A 21,063-nucleotide genomic window follows, 5' to 3' on the forward strand; every position below is an offset into this window, starting at 1 on the left:
GCGACGGATGGAGCGATGCCAGCGCTCGATGACCTGCGCGTTCTCGACCTCACACAGGTGCTCGCCGGGCCGTACTGCACGATGCTTCTCGCGGATTTGGGAGCCGACGTGGTAAAAGTAGAACGCCCCGGCGGCGACCTCATCAGGCCGAACCCGCCGTTCGTCGGGGACGACGACGCCTACGGAGGGTATTTCCAGAGTATCAACCGTGGTAAACGAAGTCTCGAACTCGACCTGACCGACGAGGACGACCGCGCGGATTTCCTCCGACTGGCCGAGGACGCCGACGTGGTCGTGGAGAACTTCCGCGCCGGGACGATGGAGAAGTTCGACCTCGAATACGAAACCCTCCGCGAACGCAACTCCGAACTGGTGTACGCGTCAATCCGCGGATTCGGCGACCCGCGCACGGGCGAAACCCACCGCCAGGGGCAACCTTCCTTCGACCTCATCGCGCAAGCCCTCGGCGGCGTGATGCAGATTACCGGCGACGAGGACGGCCCGCCGACGAAAGTCGGGCCGGGAATCGGCGACCTGTTCACCGCCACGCTGAACGCCGTCGGCATCCTCGCCGCGCTCCACCACCGCGACCGAACCGGCGAGGGCCAGTACGTCGATACCGCGATGTACGATTCGATGATTTCGCTGTGCGAACGAACCGTCTATCAGTACTCCTACACCGACGAGGTTCCGAATCGCCGCGGCAACTCCCATCCGACGCTGTTTCCCTACAACGCCTTCGAAACCGCGGACGGCTACGTCGTCATCGCCGCGTTCGGCGACAACCACTGGACCGCGCTCTGCGAGGCGATGGAGCGCCCCGACCTCGCCGCCGACTATCCAACGACGGCCGACCGTCTGAAGCACCGAGAGCTGCTCCGTGGGGTAATCGCGGAGTGGACGGCCGTCCACTCCGCTGACGACGTGTGCACCGTCCTCGAAGGCTCGGTTCCCTGCGCCCCGGTGCAGGACGTGGCCGACGTGTTCGAGGACGACCACGTCGATGCCCGCGACATGCTCGTGAACGTCGAACAACCGGGAACGGACGAGTCGGTGACTATCGCAGGGTCGCCCATCAAAATGAGCGAAACGCCGCCGAAACCCGGCACCCGCGCGCCCTTGCTGGACGAACACCGCGAGGAACTGCTCGGCGAGGAAAAATCCGTCTGAAGGCGGAAACGGCCGGTTACAGAAGGCGAAATTTCACCCGACAGTTATCCCCCTTGCCACCGTTTTCAACCTATGGCGCTCTACGATGAAGTCAAAGACCTCCCGCTCTCCATCGAAACCTGCGAGTACGAAACCCACGAACGCGAAACGTCCAGCGATTTCACGCGTGTCACCACAGAAATCGTTCTGCGCGGCGCTGACGAAACCGGCAGAGGTGAGGACGTAACCTACGACGCGGACGACCAGTACGCGCTGGCCGACGCGGCGTTCGATTTGTCCGGGGAATACACGTTCGACGAGTTTTCCGCGAAAATTTCAGACCTCGATTTGTTTCCCGAAGGGCCATCGCGCGACGATTTCCGCCACTACAGACAGTGGGGATTCGAGAGTGCGGCGTTGGATTTGGCGCTCCGGCAGGCCGACACCGACCTGCCGACCGCGCTGGGTCGCACGCCGTCTCCGGTGACGTTCGTGATGAGCACACGACTTGGCGACCCGCCAAGTGCGGAGCGCGTGACGCGATGGCTCGACATCGACCCTTCGCTGGCGTTCAAACTCGACCCGACGCCGGAGTGGTCTGCCGACCTGATTTCGGCACTCGCCGACACCGAAAAAGTCCGAATCGTGGATTTGAAATCCCAGTACGAAAACACCGAGGTCGGCCAATCCGCGGACCCCGAACTGTATCGTCGCGTTCGGGACGGACTCCCGAGCGCGATTATCGAAGACCCGGCGTACACCGACGAAACCGAACCGATTCTCGACGCCGCACAGGAGCGGATTTCGTGGGACGTGCCGATTACCGGCGTCGAAAGCGTGGAGTCACTCCCGTTCGAACCCGACTGGTTGAACATCAAGCCGTCGCGGTTCGGAAGCGTGAAATCGCTGTTCGACACGCTGGAACACTGTGACCGCAACGGAATACAGTTGTACGGCGGCGGCCAGTTCGAGTTGAGCATCGCCCGCGGACAGATTCAACTGCTCGCGTCTCTGTTCTACCCGGATTCGCCGAACGACGTGGCTCCGCGCGGCTACAACGACCCGGAACCGACCGAAGGCCTCCCGTCGAGTCCGCTAGATGCGCCGACAGTCGAAGGATTTCGGCGAGAGTGAAACGAACTCAATCGAGTTGAATCCGAAATCGTGCACCGCCGTCGCTCCCTTCGTCCGCCGAAATCGTCCAGTCGTGCGCTTCGGAAATACCTTTCACGATTGACAACCCCAACCCCGACCCACCATCAGCGGTCGTGTGACCGTGGTCGAACACCGCTTCGCGCTCGGCGGGTGGGATGCCGTCGCCGTCGTCTTCGACGTAGAAGCCGGTAAAATCGTCCGTTTCGGCGTCCACCGACTCGTCAGCTATCTCGCCGACGCGAACCGTCGTTTCGCTCCCCGCGTGTTCGACGGCGTTGCGAAACAGATTCTCGAACAGTTCTTGCAGTCGTCCCCTGTCCGCGTCGATTTCCGTCTGCGTCTCAACGACGAGCGTACTTTCTTCCGTCTCGACGTTCGCCCACGCTTGCCGAACGATTGTTTCCAACTTGACCGGTTCGGTGTCGCTGACGACCAATCCCTGCCGGGCCAGCGTTAACAGGTCGGCGATGAGAGTTCCCATTCGGTCGAGGGCGCCTCCAGCCTTCTCGAAATGGATTTCGTCGCCGCGCTCTCGTGCGAGTTCGAGATGCCCCTGTGCGACGTTCAGCGGATTTCTGAGGTCGTGTGAGACGACGCTCGCGAACTCCTCCAGTCGCTCGTTCTGACGTTTGAGTTCCTGTTTTCGCTCCGTCACGTCGCGGGCCGACCCGAGTTGCGCCGCTTCTCCCTCGTACGTGATTTCGCGCACGTTGAACTCCGCATATCGAAGGTCGCCATCTTTCGTCACGACGCGGGCGTCGTAATGTGGCGGATGATTGCCGCGACTACGTTCCCGTGCGATGTGTTTGACCCGTTCGCGCTCGTCTGGATGTATCAACTCCCAGAGATTCATTTCGGCGAGTTCGTCGCGGTCGTAGCCGGTGAGTTCACACACGCGCCGGTTGACGAACACGAAGCTGTCGTCGCGGTAGATGTAAATCGCGTCGTGGCTCTGTTCGACCAGCGTCCGGTACTTTTCTTCGCTCTCGCGGAGTGCGGTTTGCGAGTGGATTCGACGGAGCGCCTCCGTGGTGTGTGAAAGAAGCAGCTCGGCCAGTTCCGCGTCGTCGTGGTCGAACGCGCCGACCTCTCGTGACCCGGCTTGGAATATCCCTTCCTCGCCAATCGGCGCGCTCAACAGCGACCGGTATTCGGCCTGCGCCGGGGCTGCATCTGCCTCCTCGCGCACGTCATCCAGCACGCACGTTTCGTGGTTCTGGTAAGAACGCCCTGCAACGCCTTGGTCGGTTCGGAGTTTGGTGTAGCCGTCGTCGGTCATCCCCGTCGAGATTGCTTTCGGAATGAAGTAGCCGTCTTCGGCGAGGTCAACGCCGCAGATATCGAATTCGAGGATACTTTCGGCGGCATCGACGGTCAACTCACAGATTTCATCCGCGGTTTGACACGCCTCCATCTCGGAGGCGATTTCGTGGAGGTCTTCGATTTTTTCTTTCTGTTCGCGCAGCGCCGCTTTGATTCGCTCGTGGTCTGCGATGCTCCGGAGAACGCCGACGGTGCCGCGAAATTCGTCTCGGTGGGTCAGCAGGCCGATTCTGGCCTCACACGGAATACCGCCACCGTCTGCGGTTTTGAGTTCCGCTCTGAGTTCGCCGACATCCGCGTCACCCTGAAGCAGACTTTTGATGAGTCGGTCGCCGCGCGATACGTCCACGCCATCCAAGAGAAGCGAGATATGTTCGCCGACGAGTTCGTCGCGGTCGTACAGTGACATCTCCAACAGAGTGTCGTTGACGGCGGTGACATAGCCCTCCGTGTCCAGCGTGTAGACACCGTCCCCCATCGCCTGCACGATAGACTGATACCGGTCGAATCGCTCGGGGGGACGCCGAGCATCGGTGGTGACGCGCGTAATCGTCTTGGAAAGTGTGGTAACGCGCGATTCGTCCGTTTCGGTCGGGACGTAGCCGTCGATTCCCGTTTCGAAAGCGTCGCTCGCAATTCGCTCGCTCCCGGACGTGGTACAGAGAACGAACGGAACGTCCGGGAACTGGTCACGGACTCGTTTCGATAGCGAGATTCCATCCCCCTCCGGAAGTGTATAGCCACTGACAACGCAGTCGACGTTCTCGTCGGAAATCGCGTCGAGAACAGCGCGTTCGTCGTCCGCGGTACGAACCACTAGCTCCGGTGCATCTCGCTCCAAATCGCTCGGAATGACGCCCGTGTCGGCAAGTGGGTCAATGTATAGCACCCGGAAATTCGTCGTCATACTATCGACTCTTCCTACTGTAGGAGTTTATCCCTAAAAACTAATACTATTTGTTTTGTTCGTTTATTGCCACTATCGGACTGATAATTAAGCAGAGGGTCAAATCACATATATTGTTTATACTGCAGTATAGAGCAGTCACGTCGAGTTGCGACACGCACCGAGTGAAGACGGTAAGTTCTCCCTGCCGTACCTTTTTGCCATCAGCACGCGAGAACCGAGGTATGGAGTACACGACGCTCGGAGACACGGGAATGGAGGTCAGTCGAATCTGTCTCGGTTGTATGAGTTTTGGGTCGAGCGACTGGCGCGAGTGGGTGCTGGACGAGGACGAAAGCATGCCCATACTCGACCGAGCAATCGACCTCGGCATCAACTTCTTCGATACCGCGAACATGTATTCGCGGGGCGAGAGCGAACGAATCCTCGGGAAAGCGTTGGAGGGACGGCGCGACGAGATGGTCGTCGCCACGAAGGGCTACTTTCAGATGGACGAAACCGACCCGAACTCGGGCGGCCTCTCGCGGAAAGCTATCGAGCAGGAACTCGATAACTCGCTCTCCCGACTCGGCATGGACACCGTGGACCTGTATCAGACCCATCGGTGGGACAAAGAGACTCCAATCGACGTAACCCTGCGAGCGTTGGACGACGCGGTTCGGCGCGAGAACGTTCGATATTTCGGCGCGAGTTCGATGTGGGCACACCAGTTCGCCGAGTCGCTTCACACGAGCGAACGCCTCGGACTCGACCGATTCGTTACGATGCAGAATCACTACAACCTCGTCTACCGCGAGGAAGAACGCGAGATGCTCCCGCTCTGCGATAAAGAAGGAATCGGCGTCGTTCCGTGGAGTCCGCTCGCTCGCGGCTATCTCACCCGGCCGCACGAGGAGTTCGAAGACACGACGCGGGGCAAGACCGACGATTACGCCCACGAACATCCCTACGCCGATAACGGGGGCGCGGAAATCAACGAGCGCGTACAGGAACTCGCCGCGCAAAAGGGCGTGACGATGGCACAGATTTCGCTCGCGTGGCTGTTCCACAAGGAGGAAGTTGACGCGCCAATCGTCGGTACGACCAGCATCGAACATCTGGAGGCCGCTGTGGAAGCACTGGACATCAGCCTCTCGTCGGGCGATATGGCCTATCTCGAAGAACCATACGAACCGGTTCCCGTGTCGGGGCATCAGTAGCTGACTATTTCAACTGTGCCATAGCTTTGAAATCCCTGAAGAGCGACAGCGTTCTGTGGGGTATCATGGGGCATCCAACAAACTATCTATCACGACGGCAATTGCTCGCAGGAGGGACGGTTCTTCTCACGGGAGCAATCGCTTCGGGAGTTGCACAGCGAACGACGAGTTCGACCGGCGGCGGTTCACAGTCCGCGACCGGAAGCCAACTGCTCGTGGAAAATCCGACGGAACAGCCACACCAGTTCTCGCTTTCGGTGTCGAATCGGCCGATTTCGGCGTATCGAATAACGAGTCGGGATGGAAAAACGGAGACGATAGAACTCGGAAACGAGGACGGAGACGAGGACTTCCCGTTCCCGGTTCTCATGCAGGCCGAGGCGAGAGCAATCAAGCCGGCAAGTAACGTGATTTTCGACCGAGAGTACAGCATTCCACCCGATTCCGCACACTCGTTTCTGTTGGAGGGGATGCCGGAACAGGGCGAACTGCTCTACACGCTACGAGAAAGCCCGAAATCGGCGGACGAGGCTACCGTCGTCGAATCGTGGGGAACGATGGGATGCGATTCGCGCTTCGAGGTGTACTTTACGCCGTCCGAAACCCGGAGTTCCTGTGGCAGTCCGCTCCCGGACGTGGACGAACCGAGAGGGGCGAAACAGCATACGATAGAACTGCAAGGTGCATCACAGTAGCGCGCTCTCACTCTCACGATGTTGATGAGAACGACAAAAAACGCGGAAAGTAGCGGAATCTCTTGCAGTCGTCCCTACGACTAACTCCGTGCCGAACTAACTCGACACAGCATGCCCTTCGATTCCGAGCGCGTGACGACCCTCACGTTCGACTCCTACAGCACGCTGGTTGACGTTGACGCCGCCGAAAACGCCCTCGCAGAGCGTGTCGAAACGCCGGAACCAATCTCGAAACTCTGGCGCGCCCGCTCGCTCGAATACACCTTCGTCGCCAACCACACCGACTCCTACCAGCCGTTTTACGAGATGAACCGGGACGCCCTCCAGTACGCGCTGTCGGCCCACGACGCCGATATTTCGGAGAGCGAGCGCGACGAAATCCTCGCCGTCTACCACGAACTCGACGTATTCGACGACGTGCGCGACGGCATCGAACGCCTCCGCGACGGCGGCTACGACTGCTACGTCCTTTCGAACGGCAATCCCGAAATGCTGGATTCGATGGTCGAACACGCCGGCATCGACAACCTCCTCACGGACACCATCAGCGCCGACGAGATTGAGAGGTTCAAACCCGACGCCGAACTCTACCGCCACGCCGCGGGACGAACCGGAACACCAATCGAGGAAATCGCACACGTCACCGCCGGGTGGTTCGACGTGCAGGGCGCGAAACACGCCGGAATGCAAGGGGTGTGGGTAGACAGAAAAGGAACGCCGTGGGAACCGTTCGGCGACGAACCGGATTTGGTTATCGAATCGTTCTACGATTTGGCCAACGAGTTGGGAGTCTAAACGTGTTCATCCAAAAAGTCCGAAATTCGTTCGAACTCCTCGATTAGATTCGCCCGCGAGGTCGTGTGGTGGCCCTCGTCCTCGAAGATACACGTCTCGACCGGAACGCCGCGCTCTCGAACTTTCTCCGCAATCTGTTCGGCTTCTCCGACCGGAACACGGGGGTCGTTCGCGCCGTGCTGGATGAACAGCGGGCAAGAAATCCGGTCGGCCTTGTGAATCGGGCTTATTCGTTCGAGCAGTTCTGGCTCGTCTAACGAACCGTACTCCTGTGCGCGGTGCGAACGCCGCCACTCTCCAGTGTTTTCGAGGAACGTTTCGAAGTCGGCGATGCCGACGAAATCGACCGCGGCAGACCAGAGGTCGGGATACTCCGTAATCGCGGCGAGTACCATGAACCCACCATACGAACGACCATACGCGACGATTCGGTCGGAGTCCACCGCCTCGTGGTTGTGAAGCCATTCGACCGCGGATTCGATGTCGGCGACGGAATCCATCCGCTTTTCCACGTCGTCCAGATGGGTGTATTCCGTGCCGTAGCCCGACGACCCGCGGACGTTCGGCTCGAAAATCGCGTACCCCTGTTGGAGGAAATACTGCTTGGTCGGGTAGAACCACGGCCTGCGCTGATGTTCCGGCCCGCCGTGAATATCGACAATCACTGGTGTTTCGCCGGGAGATGCGTTTTCGGGAAGCGTCCAGTAGGCCGGAATCTCCCGCCCGTCAAACGTCTCGTATCGAATCGTCTCCGGTTCGAGGAGACTCTCTTCGGGGATGCCGAGCGTTCCGGGATTCGTCCATCGCTCCGATTCGCCCGTCTCCAAGTCGAGAACGTAGACGCTTCTCGGGTCGTCGCTTCGGCTGAGCGAGAGGGCACACTGCTCGCCATCCGGGGCGAAGGTCAGGTCGTATGCGACGCCCTCCGGAAGCTTTGGCTCTGCAAGTGCTTCGATTTCCCCGTCCGCGAGACGACCAGCGTGAACCTCGGAGTAACCATCGACGTTGCGACTCCACACGACGTTCCCGGTTTCGCCATGGAGCGCGAACCCTTCGACGTTCCAGTCGCCGCCCGCCTGAATCGTTCTGTGCGTTCCGTCGCCGAGGTCGATTCGGGCGATATCGGCCGTGTCCGAGTCGTAGTTCGTCACGCAGTACAGTTCGTCCTCCGGACCGAATCGGACGTTTCCGTAGCGAGTTTCGGTGTCATCGCTCAGTCTTCGATGGTCGCCCGTTTCCGGGTCGAGCAGGAACAGGTCGTAGTCGAAACTGGCGTAGGCCTTCGAGAGGACGATGCCGGGTTCGCCCCACGTTTCGATGGAAAGGAAACCGCCCTCGCCCTCGTGGACGAGCGTCGCCTCCGAATCGTCTCGGCCCTGCACGTACACGTCGAAGGTGTCCGACTGGCGGCGATTCGCCGTGAACGCGAATCGCTCACCGTCGGGACTCCACCTGCCCCAGAGGTGAATCGAACTGGGGTCGTCCGTGAGCGGCGTTTCGGTACCATCTCGCAGGTCGTACCGGAACAACTGGTCGTGTTCGTTGCTTCCCTCGTCCATGCCGAAGATGATTTCCGGGCGAGTCGGCGAGGCCGAAACGAACGAAATCCGTTCGTCGTGTGCGGTGCGTCGAGACGGGTAGGTGTCCGGCGCGTCGAGCGACCAGACCTGCGGCGTCCCGGTCGTGTCGGAGCAAAAGACGAGGTCGCCATCGACCGAAATCGTCGGCGACTCGGTGCTGTCGATGCTCAGATACCGTGCGACTGAATACCGTGGTTCGGACATGCTGTGGTCGAAGAACGGGGACGGCAAAAGGATTCGGCTGTGGTGCGTGTTTCCCCGGTACTCACGTCGAGAGCAGTGGTTAGCAGTAGGCAAATTTTTTGAGAGGGTATTGTACGAGCTGAGCAATACGAATACGGGCACCTTCACAGGAACACCATTACAGGGGGTGGGACGAACTCCGAACCACGATAGATGTTTGCACGAAACGACCTCAACTACTAACTACTCACGCCGTGTAGTCAGCCGCGATGACCTACTACGACAAGCAGCACGTCAGCGGCGAGTTCGAAGAAGTCGTCGAAGAAACCACGGACGCCCTGAGCGACGAGGGGTTCGGCATTCTGAGCGACATCGACGTGAGCGAAGCGTTCGCGAAAAAACTCGACATCGAAGAGTATCCCGAATATCGGATTCTGGGCGCATGCAACCCGCCGCTGGCGAAGGAAGGATTGGATGCCGAAACCGACCTCGGAGTGCTCCTGCCCTGTAACGTCGTCGTCTACGAAACCGACGACGGCGTCGTGGTCAGCATGGTTGACCCAGAAACGATGCTCTCGGTCGTGGACAACCCCGAGTTGGACGACATCGCAGAAGACGTTCGGGCACGTTTCGACCGCGTTCTGGATTCGCTTTCTGCGAGCTAGCGATTCGCTTCGCGCTCTTCACCGAAGGGGACACGAGGGAAGAGGAGTAGGGAATTTGTCCACAAACAAAACAATAATACGAGCTTATATGTTTGAATGACCAACATCCAAACTGCGGTCGAATATGGCAGAGAGTGAAAGAATAGACACAGACGACTCGGGAGAGGGCGCTGGGGGCGTCTTTGCAAACGAGTCACGCCGAACGTTCATGAAAAAGGGCGCGCTTGCGACGGGTGCGCTCGCACTCGGTCTGGGCAGTGCTGGGACTGCTGTCGCGCAGGACTCCACAAGCGTCCTCGTGTACACGTATGCCTACCACCCGAACGTGCCGTTCCGCGTCACGAACGCGCTCGAACAGTCAACCACGGTGCGACTGCTCGAACGTCCCGGTGGGGGCGACGTGGACGAAATCAGCCAACCCGACGACTACAGCGGGTGGGTCATCCGCTACGACCTCGGAGGCCGGAATGGGGCAATCACGACGATAATGTTCTCGCGCGATGCGAGCTTCAGTCAGGGTGACCGACGGCGGTTCTCTGGAGACGCAACCGTCTTCAGTAGCCAACTCAATCTGCTGAGCACCACGGTTCGGAGTCCAGAGTAAAACTGTGGGGAATGGGGGACTCCCTCGCCCACGCTCAATTTTACCTACCATCGCGTTAGCCAGCAATCGCTTTACCCGTTATCACGAGTCGAGAGAGCGAGCGAACGCGGTCGCGAACCTCTCAACTTCGTCCCAATCGGTGTACTCGTAATCGCGCGAGGTGTCCGTCCCGCCGCCCTTCTTCCGTGCGACGTACTTCATCAGCAGCCGCGTAAGAAGTCCGTATCGACTGTATTTCAGCGCACCGGCAACGACCGCCGTTCGGTCAGGGTTCCAGCCGGTAGCAGCGAGAAATTCCGTAACCAAGTTCTCCGCGGTCATCCGCGCCTCGTCGGTATCCTCTACAGCGGTCAGGCTCACCGAGAAGAACGCCGACGGCAATCGGTTCAACTCTTTTGCGTGCTCCCGGACGAACTGTTCAACGTATTTCTGATGATGTCCTTTATGAACCGACGCGCCGACGACGACTGCGTCGTACTCCGACAGTCGAAATTCCTCCGGAACGCGATTGCCGTGAATCAGCGTCGAGTCGTGACCCGCGGAGGCCAACACCTCGGCGGTTCGCTCCGCGATTGTCGCGGTCTGGCCCTCCGTTGAACCGTAGAGGACGAGCACGCGCGCCATCAGCCGTGCCTCTCAAGAAGTGCACAATTGGAACCACGCCATACCCACCGATTTCGATGTGACCGGGAATCGTATGCTACCATCGTACCACTCCAAATCAGCATCGACAGCTATCGACTAAAACGTCCGGTGGTCGAACCTCCGTGGACTGTGAGACACTTCGAAGTCGAAAAAATCACTGATAGCCGAGCGCCTTCAACTGGTTCGATACCTCGGATGGAACGTCGCCCGATTCGTCGTCCCCGTCGGTTTCGATTCGCTCGATTCGCGTCTCGACCGCGTCGTGAAGGCGGCTTGCGAGTTCGGAACCCTCGTACTCGTCCCACAGATTGTCCTGTTCGGTCGGGTCGCGGCGTCTATCGTACAGTTCCCGATTCTCGGAGTCGGTGTGGTAGATGTACGACCACTCGGCGGTTCGGGCACTCACAAGGAGTTCGCCGTCGTCCAGATGGCGCGGAATCGGTTGCCGAGTGACGTGTTCGCCGCGAACGGCGACGGAGGTTATCGGCGTCGTATCACCCGGAGCACCGGGGTCGGTTTCGGAACCGGATTCGACAACGGCGTCAAGCAAACTCGGGGCCGAAAAGTCGTGTTCGACGCCCATCGCGTCACAGATGGTCGCGGGAATCGACGCCAAACCGACCGCTTGCTGGACCGATTTCCTATCTGCGCTCTGTTTTTTGTCGTCGGGGTGCTGAACGATGAACGGGACGTGGGTCAGTTCCTCGTACAGTTTCGGATAATGCGCCAAATGGCCGTGTTCCATGAACTCCTCACCGTGGTCGCCCGCGAGAACGACGCAGGCGTCGTCACGAAAGCCGCGTCGGTCGAGTGCCGACAGCACTCGGCCGACGCTTTCGTCCACCTGCCGAACCGCGGCCCGGTACAGCGATTCGAGGTCGGCAAGCGCGTCGTGGCCGACTTCGCGCCCCAATCCGGCCCGGAGGTGGGCGCGAAGCATCTTCAGCGACCCGACGTTCGCGCCGGTTTCGTCGCGGACGAACTTCGGCGCGGGAACGTAGGGCGTGTGAACGTCCATGTAATGAACCCAGAGGAAAAACGGCGGTTCTGCCCGTTCCACGAAGTCGATTGCGCTACGTTCTACGTCGAGCATCCGCGAGATATTTTTCGCGCCGCCTTTCTGTCCGAGTAGTCGCCGAACCGGCGACGTGACGACTTGAAGCCACGCCTGCACGGTCGGATGGGCGGTGAGATATTTGCTGTAGAGACTGTCGCCCGTCCCGGAGGTGAACGTCTCGAACTCGTCGAATCCACGGTCGTACCCCCAGTGTTCGGTTAAAAATCCGTTCGCGCCGTTGAATCCCGCGGTCGAAACGCCCGCTTCCGAGAGGGTTTCGGCCAGCGTCGGGGCATCGGCGACGCCGATGCCCCGCGAATCCGTAAACACCTGTTTCGCGCCGAGAATCGACGGGAACGAGAAGGGCGTCCAGTTCCCGTGAGCGAATGCGTTTTCGAAGGTGGTTCCACGTTCACCGAGAGCAGCGACGACGCCGTCGGACGTGAAAGCGTCCGCTCGGAGCGAATCGACGGTGAACAGCACGGTAACAGAGGTGTCATTTGCGCTCATTCTGTCGGGCACGGTGACTCCGCTACCCGAAAATTCGTCACGGAGGTAAAATACCTTTTGCGCGAACAGTCGATACCATCGGACGAGATTCAATAGCACTCCATATTCCACAGGACAGCAAGGGTGTTTTTCAACTACTTTTGCTGCGAAGCGGCGGGAGCGAAAGTCGTTCGATGAGGCCCAACTGACCGAACAGGAGTATTACCATCGAGACGACCACGCCGCCGAAAAACACGACAAGAACGACAGGGCCGCTCTCGATAAAGGGAAGCGAAGAAACCGAAAGCGAAAACAGCACCCACCCGAACGCCAGCCATTTTTTCCCTCGTCGATAGCGAACGAATCCGCTGGCGAGGCCGAGAAGGATGAGTAACCCGAGGACGATTTCAGGAGGGACGAGTTCCGAAACCATGAGAGCACCGAGAACGCTCATTGAGATAAATCCGAGATTGTCAACATCGTCCATCATTCGGTGAAAAAACACGTTCGGGCGATATAGTCGTTTCCGTGTTTTCAGCGTTTATTCTACAGGTTCGAGTTCAGCGCTGAAGTGGCGCAGTTCCTCCATCTCGGGTTCGGCGACGACTTCCAGACCCGTGAGTTCGTCGCGTCGCTCGGCGACTTTCTCGAACGACTCCGCGATGTGCACGAGATGGTCGCGGAAGTACGACCGGCGGGGGAGACACAGACGAACGAGTTGCGGACGGTCTTCACCGGGGAAGGCGAACTCGCCGAGTTCGACGCCGCGAACGCCACCCTCGCGGTAGAGTTCGCAGGTGAGAACCTGTCCCGGGAACTCCTCACGGGGGATTTCCGGCAGGAACTCCTCGGCGTCCACGTACACGGCGTGGCCCCCCGTCGGGGCGAAAATCGGAACACCTGCTTCCTGAAGCAAGTCGCCGAGTTCCGCGACCTGTTCGACGCGGTCTTCGATGTAGCTCTCGGTGACGGCCTCACGGAGGCCGACCGCCATCGCTTCCAAGTCGCGCCCCGCCAGTCCGCCGTAGGTCGTGAATCCTTCGTAGAGGATACCGCGCTGTTTCGTGGCTTCGAACAAGGATTCGTCGCGCACGCCGACGAATCCGCCGATGTTCGACAGTGCATCCTTCTTGCCGCTCATGACGATTGCGTCGGCGTAGGAGAGTTCTTCGCGGGCGATGTCGGCGACACTGGCGTCCGAAAATTCGTCCTCGCGCTGTTGGACGAAATACGCGTTTTCGGCGAATCGGCAGGCGTCGATGACGAACGTGGCGTCGATTTCGTCTGCCACGTCGCGCGCCTCGCGGATGTTCTCGACGCTCACGGGTTGGCCTGCCATCGAGTTGTTCGTGATGGTGACCACGAGTGCGGGGATGTTCTCCGCGCCAACGTTGTCCGCCAGTTCCCGGACTTTGTCGGGGTCGAGGTTCCCTTTGAACGACTCTTCGTCCTCGGCATCCACGTCGATTGGGCAGTCGACGGGTTTCCCGCCGTTGTTCACGATGTGCGCCCGCGTCGTGTCGAAGTGCGTGTTGTTCGGGACGTAGTCGCCCTCGGAGATGAGGACACCGTAGAGGACGTTTTCGGCACCTCTGCCTTGGTGAGCGGGGACGATTTTCTCGAAGCCCATCACGTCGTCCACGCTCTCTTGAAGGCGTTTGAAACTGTCACTGCCAGCGTAGGCCTCGTCGCCGCGCATCATCGCGGCCCACTGTTCGTCGCTCATGGTTCCGGTTCCGCTGTCGGTCAACAGGTCGATGAAAACGTCCTCCGCGTCGAGGTTGAACACGTTGTAGCCCGCGGATTCGAGGTTGGCCTCGCGTTCGTCTCGGTCGGGAAGGTGAATCGGTTCGACGACTTTCGCCCGATAGGCTCGCATATCCGACAACGCGGCGGCGTCGTTCTTAACCTTGCTGAGATAACGTCGGGGGAAAACGAGCGATTCCGGGCGTCAGGGGGCGAAATTGACCATCGTTAGTAGGGGAAGTCCATTGCTAATTTCTCGCTAATATGGGTAGTCCATCTGTACTTTGATAGCGTCGCGGGTTTCCTCGTCCTCCAGTTCGGCGCAGAGCCACAGGCCGAGGTCGATACCCGAACTGACGCCACCCGCCGTCGCCACTGTCCCATCCACGACGATTCGCTCTTCGACAACTTCGCAAAAATCCGCCAATCGTTCGTAGGCGTCGGGGTGCGTCGTCGCTTGTTTGCCCTCCAAGAATCCCGCCGAACCGAGCAGAAGCGACCCAGTACAGACGGACGTGACCCACTCCGCATCCGCGGTTGCCAGCCACGAAGTGAACTCATCGTCCTCGGCGAGTTCGCGGGCGATAAATCCGCCCGGAACGACCAACATGTCGTAGCCCGAAAGCGATTCGTCCACCACGTCGGGAACGATTTCGAGTCCTGCGTTCGCGGTAACGCGTTCGGTTCGGGCGCACACGTCCCACGAAACGTCGTCTCGGAAGCCCATTGTATCGAGTCTGGTCAGTGGGTCGTAGATGCCGACGAAATCCAGCGCGGTCATGCCGTCGTATGCGACGAACGCGATGTGCATGTAGAAGGGTTCGGAGGGGGACTGCTTGACTGTTGGCGTCGGAATCCACAAAACCGCTTATCGCGCCTCTTCGACCCGCCTCGGAGCCTCGATTTCTTCCAGGCGCTCGACGGTGCCATCGAGGATATGAACGATTCGCTCGGCGTGCTCGGCGATGTCGCGCTCGTGGGTCACCATTAGCACAGTGTGGCCGTCGTCGTTGAGTTCCTCGAACAGGCCCATAATCTGTTGGCCGGTTTCGCTGTCGAGGTTGCCGGTCGGTTCGTCCGCCAGAAGGATGGCGGGGTCGTTCGCCAGCGCGCGCGCAATCGCGACGCGCTGGCGTTGGCCACCCGACAGTTCGTTGGGGCGGTGGTCCCCCCGGCCTCGAAGTCCGACTTTGTAAAGAAGGTCGTCTGCCCGTTCCGTTCTCTCGGAGCGTGAAATTCCTCGAAAGATGAGCGGGAGCGCGATGTTCTCCCGAGCGGTCAGTCGCGGCATGAGGTTGAACGTCTGAAAGATGAATCCGATTTCCTCGCCGCGAACCTCGGTTCGCTCGCTATCGGAGAGTCCAGTCACTTTCTGCCCGTTGACGTGAACCGTCCCCTCGGTGGGCGTGTCGAGACAGCCAATGAGGTTGAGCAGGGTGCTTTTCCCCGACCCACTCGGCCCCATGACTGCGGTGTACGACCCTCGCGGAATCGACAGTGTCACGCCATCCAGCGCGTGTACCGGTTCTCCGAGGTGGTACGTCTTTCGAACGTCGGTCAATGTCACGGCGTCCCTCGGCCCCTCGTCGGACTCCGTCACCGAGTGGCTGGCGGCCATACCCACAGTTACCACTTCGACTGTCTAAACCCTGCCCCATAGCACGAATGTCGGATGGCGGAAAATAAGCGAGGCGGAGGGCGACACCTCGCGGCAATCGGCAATCCGGAACCAGCACCCGGAACTTCTTGCCCACACCTCACGACCATCCACCTATGAAAATCGACGGCGACCGACTACGGGAGGATATCGAAGCGAACGCCGAGTTCGGTGCGCTCGACGTGGAAGGCCACGGACGAACCGTTCTCACCGGAACCGACGCGAACCGAAAGGCGCGCGAGTATTTCGTGGAACGACTGGAAGATGCCGGACTCGACGTTCGCGTGGATTCGGTCGGTAACATCGCGGGACGCTGGACGCCCGAAAGCGCAGACCCGGAATCCAAACCAGTCGCGGCGGGGAGCCACCTCGATTCGGTTCCCGAGGGGGGAATCTTCGACGGGCCACTCGGCGTCTACGCCGCACTTGAGGCGGTTCGGGCGATGCAGGACGCCGAAATCGAACCCAGTCGCCCGATAGATGTCGTTTCGTTCACAGAGGAGGAGGGCCAGCGGTTCGCCGACGGACTCCTCGGGTCGTCCGTCGCGGTCGGAGAGCGGTCGGTGGAGGAGGCACTCGAACTGCGGGACGGACGGACGACGCTGGCGGATGCACTCGATACGATGGATTTCGATGGCGAGGGCAGAATCGACGCGAGCGAGTGGGATTCGTGGCTCGAACTCCACGTCGAACAGAGCAGGCGACTCGAACGCGCCGACTGCCCGGTCGGGGTCGTAACGACGATTACCGGAATTACGCACTGCGCCGTCGAAGTACTGGGTGAAGCAAATCACGCGGGAGCGACCCCGATGCCGGAGCGAACGGACGCGCTGGTCGCCGCGAGCGAATTCGTTCGGGATGTCGAGGACGGGGCGAACGAAGTCGGCGAAACCACGGTTGGCACGGTCGGTAAACTCGACGTTCGTCCCAACGCGACGAACGTCGTTCCGGGCGCAGTCGAGATGGGCGTCGATATTCGAGACGTGAGTTATGATGCGATGAACGAACTCGTCTCGCTGGCGCGAGACTCGCTTTCCCGCCTCGAATCGGAGCGCGGCGTAGAGACGACTTTCTCCCGCGAGTTCGACCTCGAACCGACCGAGATGAGCGCCCGCTGTCGGCGGGCGCTCCACGAAGCGGGGGACGAAGCGAACATCGAACTGCTCGATATGCACTCCGGGGCGGCCCACGACACGATGCACGTCGGAGACGTGACAGACGCAGCGATGCTGTTCGCACGGTCGCGGGACGGCATTTCACATAATCCGGCAGAGTGGACAGAGTGGGGAGACTGTGCCGCCGCGACGCGAGTGCTCGCTGGCGCACTCACGTCGCTGGCGCGGTGAGTTTCGTACTTTCGTCTTCGTTTCAATGCTTCCGTTTGACTGCGTCGTAGCCCGTCAACTGCCGAAGTTCCTCTTCGGTCAAACCATTTGCACTGGCGTTCATCTCGTCTAATCCGACGCCGCTCGTCACGATGCCGCGGAACGCCTCTTCCAACGTGAGGTCGACGTCCACGAGATCGTCCTCGGGGACGTTGACGACGAATCCGCCCATGACGGGGTTCGGAGCCATCGGGAGGAAAACGGTCGTCATCGGGCCTTCGTCGAGCGCGCTTTCGATACCTTCGGGCGTGTCCGCCGTCACGAACGCGAAGGTGTAGGTGCCGTCGGTCGGAAATTCGAGCAGTTTCACGTCGCGGAAATGGTCGGCGTCGCTCTCGACCATGGCGTCGCCCATCCGCCGGAAACTGCGGTAAATCGTGCCGAGTCCGGGAACTTGGCTGATAGCTTGGTCGAAGTTGTCGATTGCTCGTTCGCCCATCGGAGAGTGAGCGATGAATCCGATGACGAGAATCAACGCGGAAACGGTCGCCATGGTGACGCCGCCCAAGACGTATATCGAGTCGATAGAGACGAATTTGAGGAGCGGCCGCAACACTTTCGCGACGAAATCGAGCAACACGACGAGTACGTACACCGTAATGAGCAGTGGGACGACGACGGTGATACCAGTCAGCGCCGCCTCCCGAAGCATACCGAGTGGAGAGAGACTCTCGGAGTCGTCCATCGTTCAGGGAACTCGGACGCTCCATAAAGAGCGTACCGCCTGCGTGTGCCGGCAGAAGGTGCAGCCTATCCGAAATGTCAATCCCATTTGCCAGCAGAGTCATCCGTGAGAAGGCCCTAAGACGGTGTATGAGTACAATCGCCATCGTGCGACTCCCTGCCGATGGATTCGCACTGCAGGCGACGCTCGAACGAGTTCCCGGCGTCTCATTCGAAGTCGAACGCGTCGTCGCCTCGGAGGCCGGGCGAGTGATGCCGTACATCTGGGCGACGGCGGAATCCGAGCAGTTCGAACCCCTCCGAAATGCGCTTGAAGAGGACCCGACGACCGAGGACGTGGAACTACTCGTCGATTTGGACGACGAGTGGCTGTACCGAATGTCGTGGGTCAGCCAAACCACGTTCGCCATCCACCTCCTCGTCGAGGAAAATGGCACCATCATCGACGCGAACGGAAAGGGCGAGGAGTGGCAACTCAGAATTCTATTTCCCAACCGGGACGCCCTCTCCGCAACCTACGAGTTCTGCGAGACGAACGATATCCCAATCGAAATCGAGCAGATATACCAGTTGGACGAATCCCCGCGGCGGGGCCAGTACGGACTCACCGAAGAGCAGTACGAAACGCTCGTGGCCGCGCTCGAATCAGGGTACTACGACATTCCCCGCGGAATCTCCGGCGAGGAACTGTCGGACGACCTCGGCATCTCGCATCAGGCGCTCTCGGAGCGCCTGCGACGAGCCTACAAAAACCTCATTTCGAACGCGCTCGTCGTCGGAGAAAACGAACTGCGGTAGTTGCAGATTCTGTCACGATGTTCTAACTGCGGTAGTTGCAGACGCTTCCACGGTTTCTCACGATGTCACGACCGGGTCGAGGAATCCTCGGAACCGAACTCACCACGGTCACGTTCCTCAAATTTCGACTTTCTCGCACCACTCTCTTCTCCCGTATCGCTCTCCCCCGTTTCGGACGGCGCGTCGGGCGCGCCCGACGCGCCGGGGAGCATGTCCGGAAACACCACCCAGAGGAACTGGACGGCGATGACCATGATGAGCGGGCCGAGAAAGATGCCGTACCAGCCGAAAATCGGCGGGCCGAGGAGGTAGGCGAACATGATGAGTCCAGTGTGGAACATGCGCCCCGAGAGATACGGGCGGACGTAGGTGCGAATGACGTTGTCGAAGACGAGCGCCATGAAGAGGTAAAAGAAGATGGGAAACCAGAGCCGTGTCGGGTCGGTTTCGACTGCAATAATCGCGAGGTAGAGGACGACCACGAGGTAGACGATGGAACGTCCGACCAGTGGAATCAAGGTTGCGAGTCCGGTCGCAACCGCGACGAGCATCGTCTGTGGAATCGCCATTCCGGGCGGTGCGATGAGATTCAGACCGTTGTAAATCAGTGCGGACGTGATGATGATGACGAAGATGGTCAGTGTGTAGCCGAAAAAGACCGAGTTCAGGCCGCGGTCGATGGCGCGAAGGTACTCGTGACTCGTCGTCCCGCTTCCGGCCACGGTCGTTTCGAACCAACCCGAAATCCGGTCTTCGTCGCGCACCAGAAAGAAGACGAAGACGAGCGCGAGAAACAGGTTGTACGACTGTGTGGCGAACGTCCCGACGAAGCCCCCGAACTGGCCGAGTACGTTTCTGATGGACGGTTCGCGGAGCAACTGCGTGGCAGCGTCGTACAACTGCGCTGGGTCGGTCGGAATCGTTCCCGTCTCGAATCCGGGAAACAGCGTTTGCGCGAGTTGCTCGATGTCGGCGGGTCGAATTGCAGACAGTTGTCCGAACGTGACGACGACGATAGCCCCGAGCAGGCCCACGAACGGGAGGATGATGAGCGCAAGCGTGAGCAGCGACGCAAGCCCGGGCGACAGTCCTCGATTCCGCAACCGTCTGGCTATCGGCCGGGCGACGTAGTACAGAAACAGCCCGAACACTATCCAGCCGAGATACGTATCGAGCGAGACGACGAGAACGATAGCCAGGGCGATTCCGAATAGCCACCAGCTGATTCCTACACCGTCAGACTCCCGTTCATCCCAGAGTTTCACCGCGCTCCCCCTCAGAGGGGACGAGTGGAACGAAGATAATGTATTCGGAGAAGAATGTGGGTCACACGACGGACGATTCCGGGGTTTCTGCGGGAGCGAGATACTCCGTTCCCCAGTCGCGCATGGAGACGATGACCGGGCGAAGCGATTCGCCGTGCTTCGTGAGCGAATATTCGACGCGAACCGGTTTTTCGTTGACAATTTCCCGCGACACGAGCTGTTTCGATTCGAGGTCTTCGAGACTATCGGAAAGAACTTTACTCGAAATGCCATCGACGGCCCGTTTCAACTCGTTGAAGCCGCTTGGGCCGTATTCGAGCAACCGGTGAATGATTACCGGGTGCCACTTCTTCCCGATGAGTGTCGTCGTGGAAGTAATCGGGCACCACTCATCACCCTGATACCACACGTGGAGTTGATTGAGCGTCTCTGTCATCCTACTCTGTCTATAGTCGCTCAGCGAGCATAGCGGTACCTCAGGTAACTCAGTTTTGACGAGTAATCGGATATGTTCGAGTCGAATGAGATGCGCGGAGATCTCCCCGGCGCAGTGGATCGTTGATTCGTCAGGTACAACTCAGGTAGGCGGGAACTACAGCCACGCAATTCACATATACTCTTACCACGGACGGACGTGATTCGAACTCGACCGTCGATGAATCAAAACACTATCGAAAGCGAAAGCGAGCACCCGTCTCGCGGCCGGAAATCCTGCAAACGCTGTCGAAGCGACGCGATATTTCGGGTCGTTCGAACTGCAATGGACGGAGCCTCCCACCCGGTGCAAAAGCCCTCACCCGCCGCATCAACGCTGTGTCAGGACTGTTTTGCACAACTTCGTGCAGACCCGAACGAATCGTTCGCAACGCTGTTCGACGGGGAATTTCAGGCCGTGAATCAGTATATAAAAGTCAAACGACTGTAGGTGCTCGGCACGGTTCTCTATTCCTCGGAGACACCGCGGAACGGAATCCCTTATCCCGAAGGCGCTAAAAAACGGCGTCAGTCCGCCGTCTGACGCGGTTTGAAGAGGGATGCGAACGTCAGTAACCGACGATGACGCGGAGGCGGCAAAATCGGGA

At 59.6% G+C, this 21,063-nt stretch carries 21 protein-coding genes; 10 read left to right on the forward strand and 11 right to left on the reverse strand.

The window, feature by feature from the left end:
* Window positions 1-15: 15 nt before the first annotated feature.
* Together mct and BW974_RS19670 are read left to right on the forward strand one after the other, a co-directional pair.
* A complete protein-coding gene (gene mct / locus BW974_RS19665; protein WP_076432113.1) occupies window positions 16-1,170 on the forward strand; it encodes a succinyl-CoA:mesaconate CoA-transferase in 1,155 nt (384 codons plus the stop codon).
* Window positions 1,171-1,242: 72 nt separating this feature from the next.
* Window positions 1,243-2,283, forward strand: coding sequence for an enolase (locus BW974_RS19670; protein WP_076432115.1), 1,041 nt, complete (start codon window positions 1,243-1,245; stop codon window positions 2,281-2,283).
* 7 nt (window positions 2,284-2,290) lie between these two features.
* Here the strand turns inward: BW974_RS19670 and BW974_RS19675 are convergent, their stop codons facing one another.
* Window positions 2,291-4,534 (reverse strand): PAS domain S-box protein, encoded by a 2,244-nt coding sequence (locus BW974_RS19675; RefSeq protein WP_076432117.1) that lies wholly within the window; start codon window positions 4,532-4,534, stop codon window positions 2,291-2,293.
* 224 nt (window positions 4,535-4,758) lie between these two features.
* On the opposite strand from BW974_RS19675, the gene BW974_RS19680 reads away from it, so the two are divergent.
* The 3 genes from BW974_RS19680 to BW974_RS19690 all read left to right on the forward strand — a co-directional run bounded on the left by BW974_RS19680 (window position 4,759) and on the right by BW974_RS19690 (window position 7,223).
* Window positions 4,759-5,733: an aldo/keto reductase gene (locus BW974_RS19680; protein WP_076432119.1), complete on the forward strand. Its 975-nt coding sequence runs from the start codon at window positions 4,759-4,761 to the stop codon at window positions 5,731-5,733.
* A 65-nt stretch (window positions 5,734-5,798) separates the two neighbouring features.
* Complete coding sequence (locus tag BW974_RS19685) at window positions 5,799-6,428, forward strand: hypothetical protein (RefSeq protein ID WP_139328944.1); 630 nt, start codon at window positions 5,799-5,801, stop codon at window positions 6,426-6,428.
* Between the two features lie 111 nt (window positions 6,429-6,539).
* Window positions 6,540-7,223 (forward strand): haloacid dehalogenase type II, encoded by a 684-nt coding sequence (locus BW974_RS19690; protein WP_076432123.1) that lies wholly within the window; start codon window positions 6,540-6,542, stop codon window positions 7,221-7,223.
* Here BW974_RS19690 and BW974_RS19695 read toward each other — a convergent pair.
* Window positions 7,220-9,007 carry a S9 family peptidase gene (locus BW974_RS19695; protein WP_076432125.1) on the reverse strand — a complete coding sequence of 596 codons (1,788 nt, stop codon included), beginning with the start codon at window positions 9,005-9,007 and terminating at the stop codon, window positions 7,220-7,222. The two genes, BW974_RS19690 and BW974_RS19695, sit on opposite strands and share 4 nt — an antisense overlap.
* Window positions 9,008-9,255: 248 nt before the next feature.
* On the opposite strand from BW974_RS19695, the gene BW974_RS19700 reads away from it, so the two are divergent.
* Together BW974_RS19700 and BW974_RS19705 are read left to right on the forward strand one after the other, a co-directional pair.
* Entirely contained in the window at window positions 9,256-9,651 is a 396-nt protein-coding gene (locus BW974_RS19700; RefSeq protein ID WP_076432126.1) for a DUF302 domain-containing protein, read from the forward strand.
* 124 nt (window positions 9,652-9,775) lie between these two features.
* Window positions 9,776-10,255, forward strand: coding sequence for a twin-arginine translocation signal domain-containing protein (locus BW974_RS19705; protein WP_076432128.1), 480 nt, complete (start codon window positions 9,776-9,778; stop codon window positions 10,253-10,255).
* A gap of 81 nt (window positions 10,256-10,336) precedes the next feature.
* Here BW974_RS19705 and hemG read toward each other — a convergent pair whose 3' ends face one another.
* The 6 genes from hemG to BW974_RS19735 all read right to left on the reverse strand — a co-directional run bounded on the left by hemG (window position 10,337) and on the right by BW974_RS19735 (window position 15,810).
* On the reverse strand, window positions 10,337-10,879 hold the full coding sequence (hemG, locus tag BW974_RS19710) for a menaquinone-dependent protoporphyrinogen IX dehydrogenase (RefSeq protein WP_076432129.1): 543 nt from the start codon (window positions 10,877-10,879) through the stop codon (window positions 10,337-10,339).
* Window positions 10,880-11,054: 175 nt separating this feature from the next.
* Window positions 11,055-12,467: a sulfatase family protein gene (locus BW974_RS19715; RefSeq protein ID WP_076432131.1), complete on the reverse strand. Its 1,413-nt coding sequence runs from the start codon at window positions 12,465-12,467 to the stop codon at window positions 11,055-11,057.
* A 130-nt stretch (window positions 12,468-12,597) separates the two neighbouring features.
* A complete protein-coding gene (locus BW974_RS19720; protein ID WP_076432132.1) occupies window positions 12,598-12,936 on the reverse strand; it encodes a hypothetical protein in 339 nt (112 codons plus the stop codon).
* A 51-nt stretch (window positions 12,937-12,987) separates the two neighbouring features.
* The gene (locus BW974_RS19725) at window positions 12,988-14,325 is read right to left on the reverse strand and encodes a tryptophanase (RefSeq protein ID WP_076432134.1); all 1,338 of its coding nucleotides are present in this window, start codon (window positions 14,323-14,325) and stop codon (window positions 12,988-12,990) included.
* A gap of 126 nt (window positions 14,326-14,451) precedes the next feature.
* The gene (locus BW974_RS19730) at window positions 14,452-15,003 is read right to left on the reverse strand and encodes a DJ-1/PfpI family protein (RefSeq protein ID WP_076432136.1); all 552 of its coding nucleotides are present in this window, start codon (window positions 15,001-15,003) and stop codon (window positions 14,452-14,454) included.
* 57 nt (window positions 15,004-15,060) lie between these two features.
* Window positions 15,061-15,810 carry an ABC transporter ATP-binding protein gene (locus BW974_RS19735; RefSeq protein WP_076432138.1) on the reverse strand — a complete coding sequence of 250 codons (750 nt, stop codon included), beginning with the start codon at window positions 15,808-15,810 and terminating at the stop codon, window positions 15,061-15,063.
* A gap of 155 nt (window positions 15,811-15,965) precedes the next feature.
* On the opposite strand from BW974_RS19735, the gene BW974_RS19740 reads away from it, so the two are divergent.
* Window positions 15,966-17,195, forward strand: a complete 1,230-nt coding sequence (locus tag BW974_RS19740) for a M20 family metallo-hydrolase (RefSeq protein WP_076432140.1) — start codon at window positions 15,966-15,968, stop codon at window positions 17,193-17,195.
* Window positions 17,196-17,217: 22 nt separating this feature from the next.
* Here BW974_RS19740 and BW974_RS19745 read toward each other — a convergent pair whose 3' ends face one another.
* A complete protein-coding gene (locus BW974_RS19745; protein WP_076432141.1) occupies window positions 17,218-17,919 on the reverse strand; it encodes a DUF502 domain-containing protein in 702 nt (233 codons plus the stop codon).
* Window positions 17,920-18,047: 128 nt separating this feature from the next.
* Between BW974_RS19745 and BW974_RS19750 the strand changes: the two genes are divergently transcribed.
* On the forward strand, window positions 18,048-18,716 hold the full coding sequence (locus BW974_RS19750) for a helix-turn-helix domain-containing protein (protein ID WP_076432143.1): 669 nt from the start codon (window positions 18,048-18,050) through the stop codon (window positions 18,714-18,716).
* Window positions 18,717-18,781: 65 nt separating this feature from the next.
* Here the strand turns inward: BW974_RS19750 and BW974_RS19755 are convergent, their stop codons facing one another.
* Together BW974_RS19755 and BW974_RS19760 are read right to left on the reverse strand one after the other, a co-directional pair.
* Window positions 18,782-19,981 (reverse strand): AI-2E family transporter, encoded by a 1,200-nt coding sequence (locus BW974_RS19755; RefSeq protein ID WP_076432144.1) that lies wholly within the window; start codon window positions 19,979-19,981, stop codon window positions 18,782-18,784.
* 61 nt (window positions 19,982-20,042) lie between these two features.
* On the reverse strand, window positions 20,043-20,417 hold the full coding sequence (locus tag BW974_RS19760; protein ID WP_076432146.1) for a winged helix-turn-helix transcriptional regulator: 375 nt from the start codon (window positions 20,415-20,417) through the stop codon (window positions 20,043-20,045).
* 219 nt (window positions 20,418-20,636) lie between these two features.
* Between BW974_RS19760 and BW974_RS19765 the strand changes: the two genes are divergently transcribed.
* The gene (locus BW974_RS19765; protein ID WP_076432297.1) at window positions 20,637-20,906 is read left to right on the forward strand and encodes a hypothetical protein; all 270 of its coding nucleotides are present in this window, start codon (window positions 20,637-20,639) and stop codon (window positions 20,904-20,906) included.
* Window positions 20,907-21,063 lie beyond the last annotated feature (157 nt).

The sequence above is a fragment of the Haladaptatus litoreus genome, from assembly GCF_900156425.1.
Lineage (GTDB): Archaea > Halobacteriota > Halobacteria > Halobacteriales > Haladaptataceae > Haladaptatus > Haladaptatus litoreus.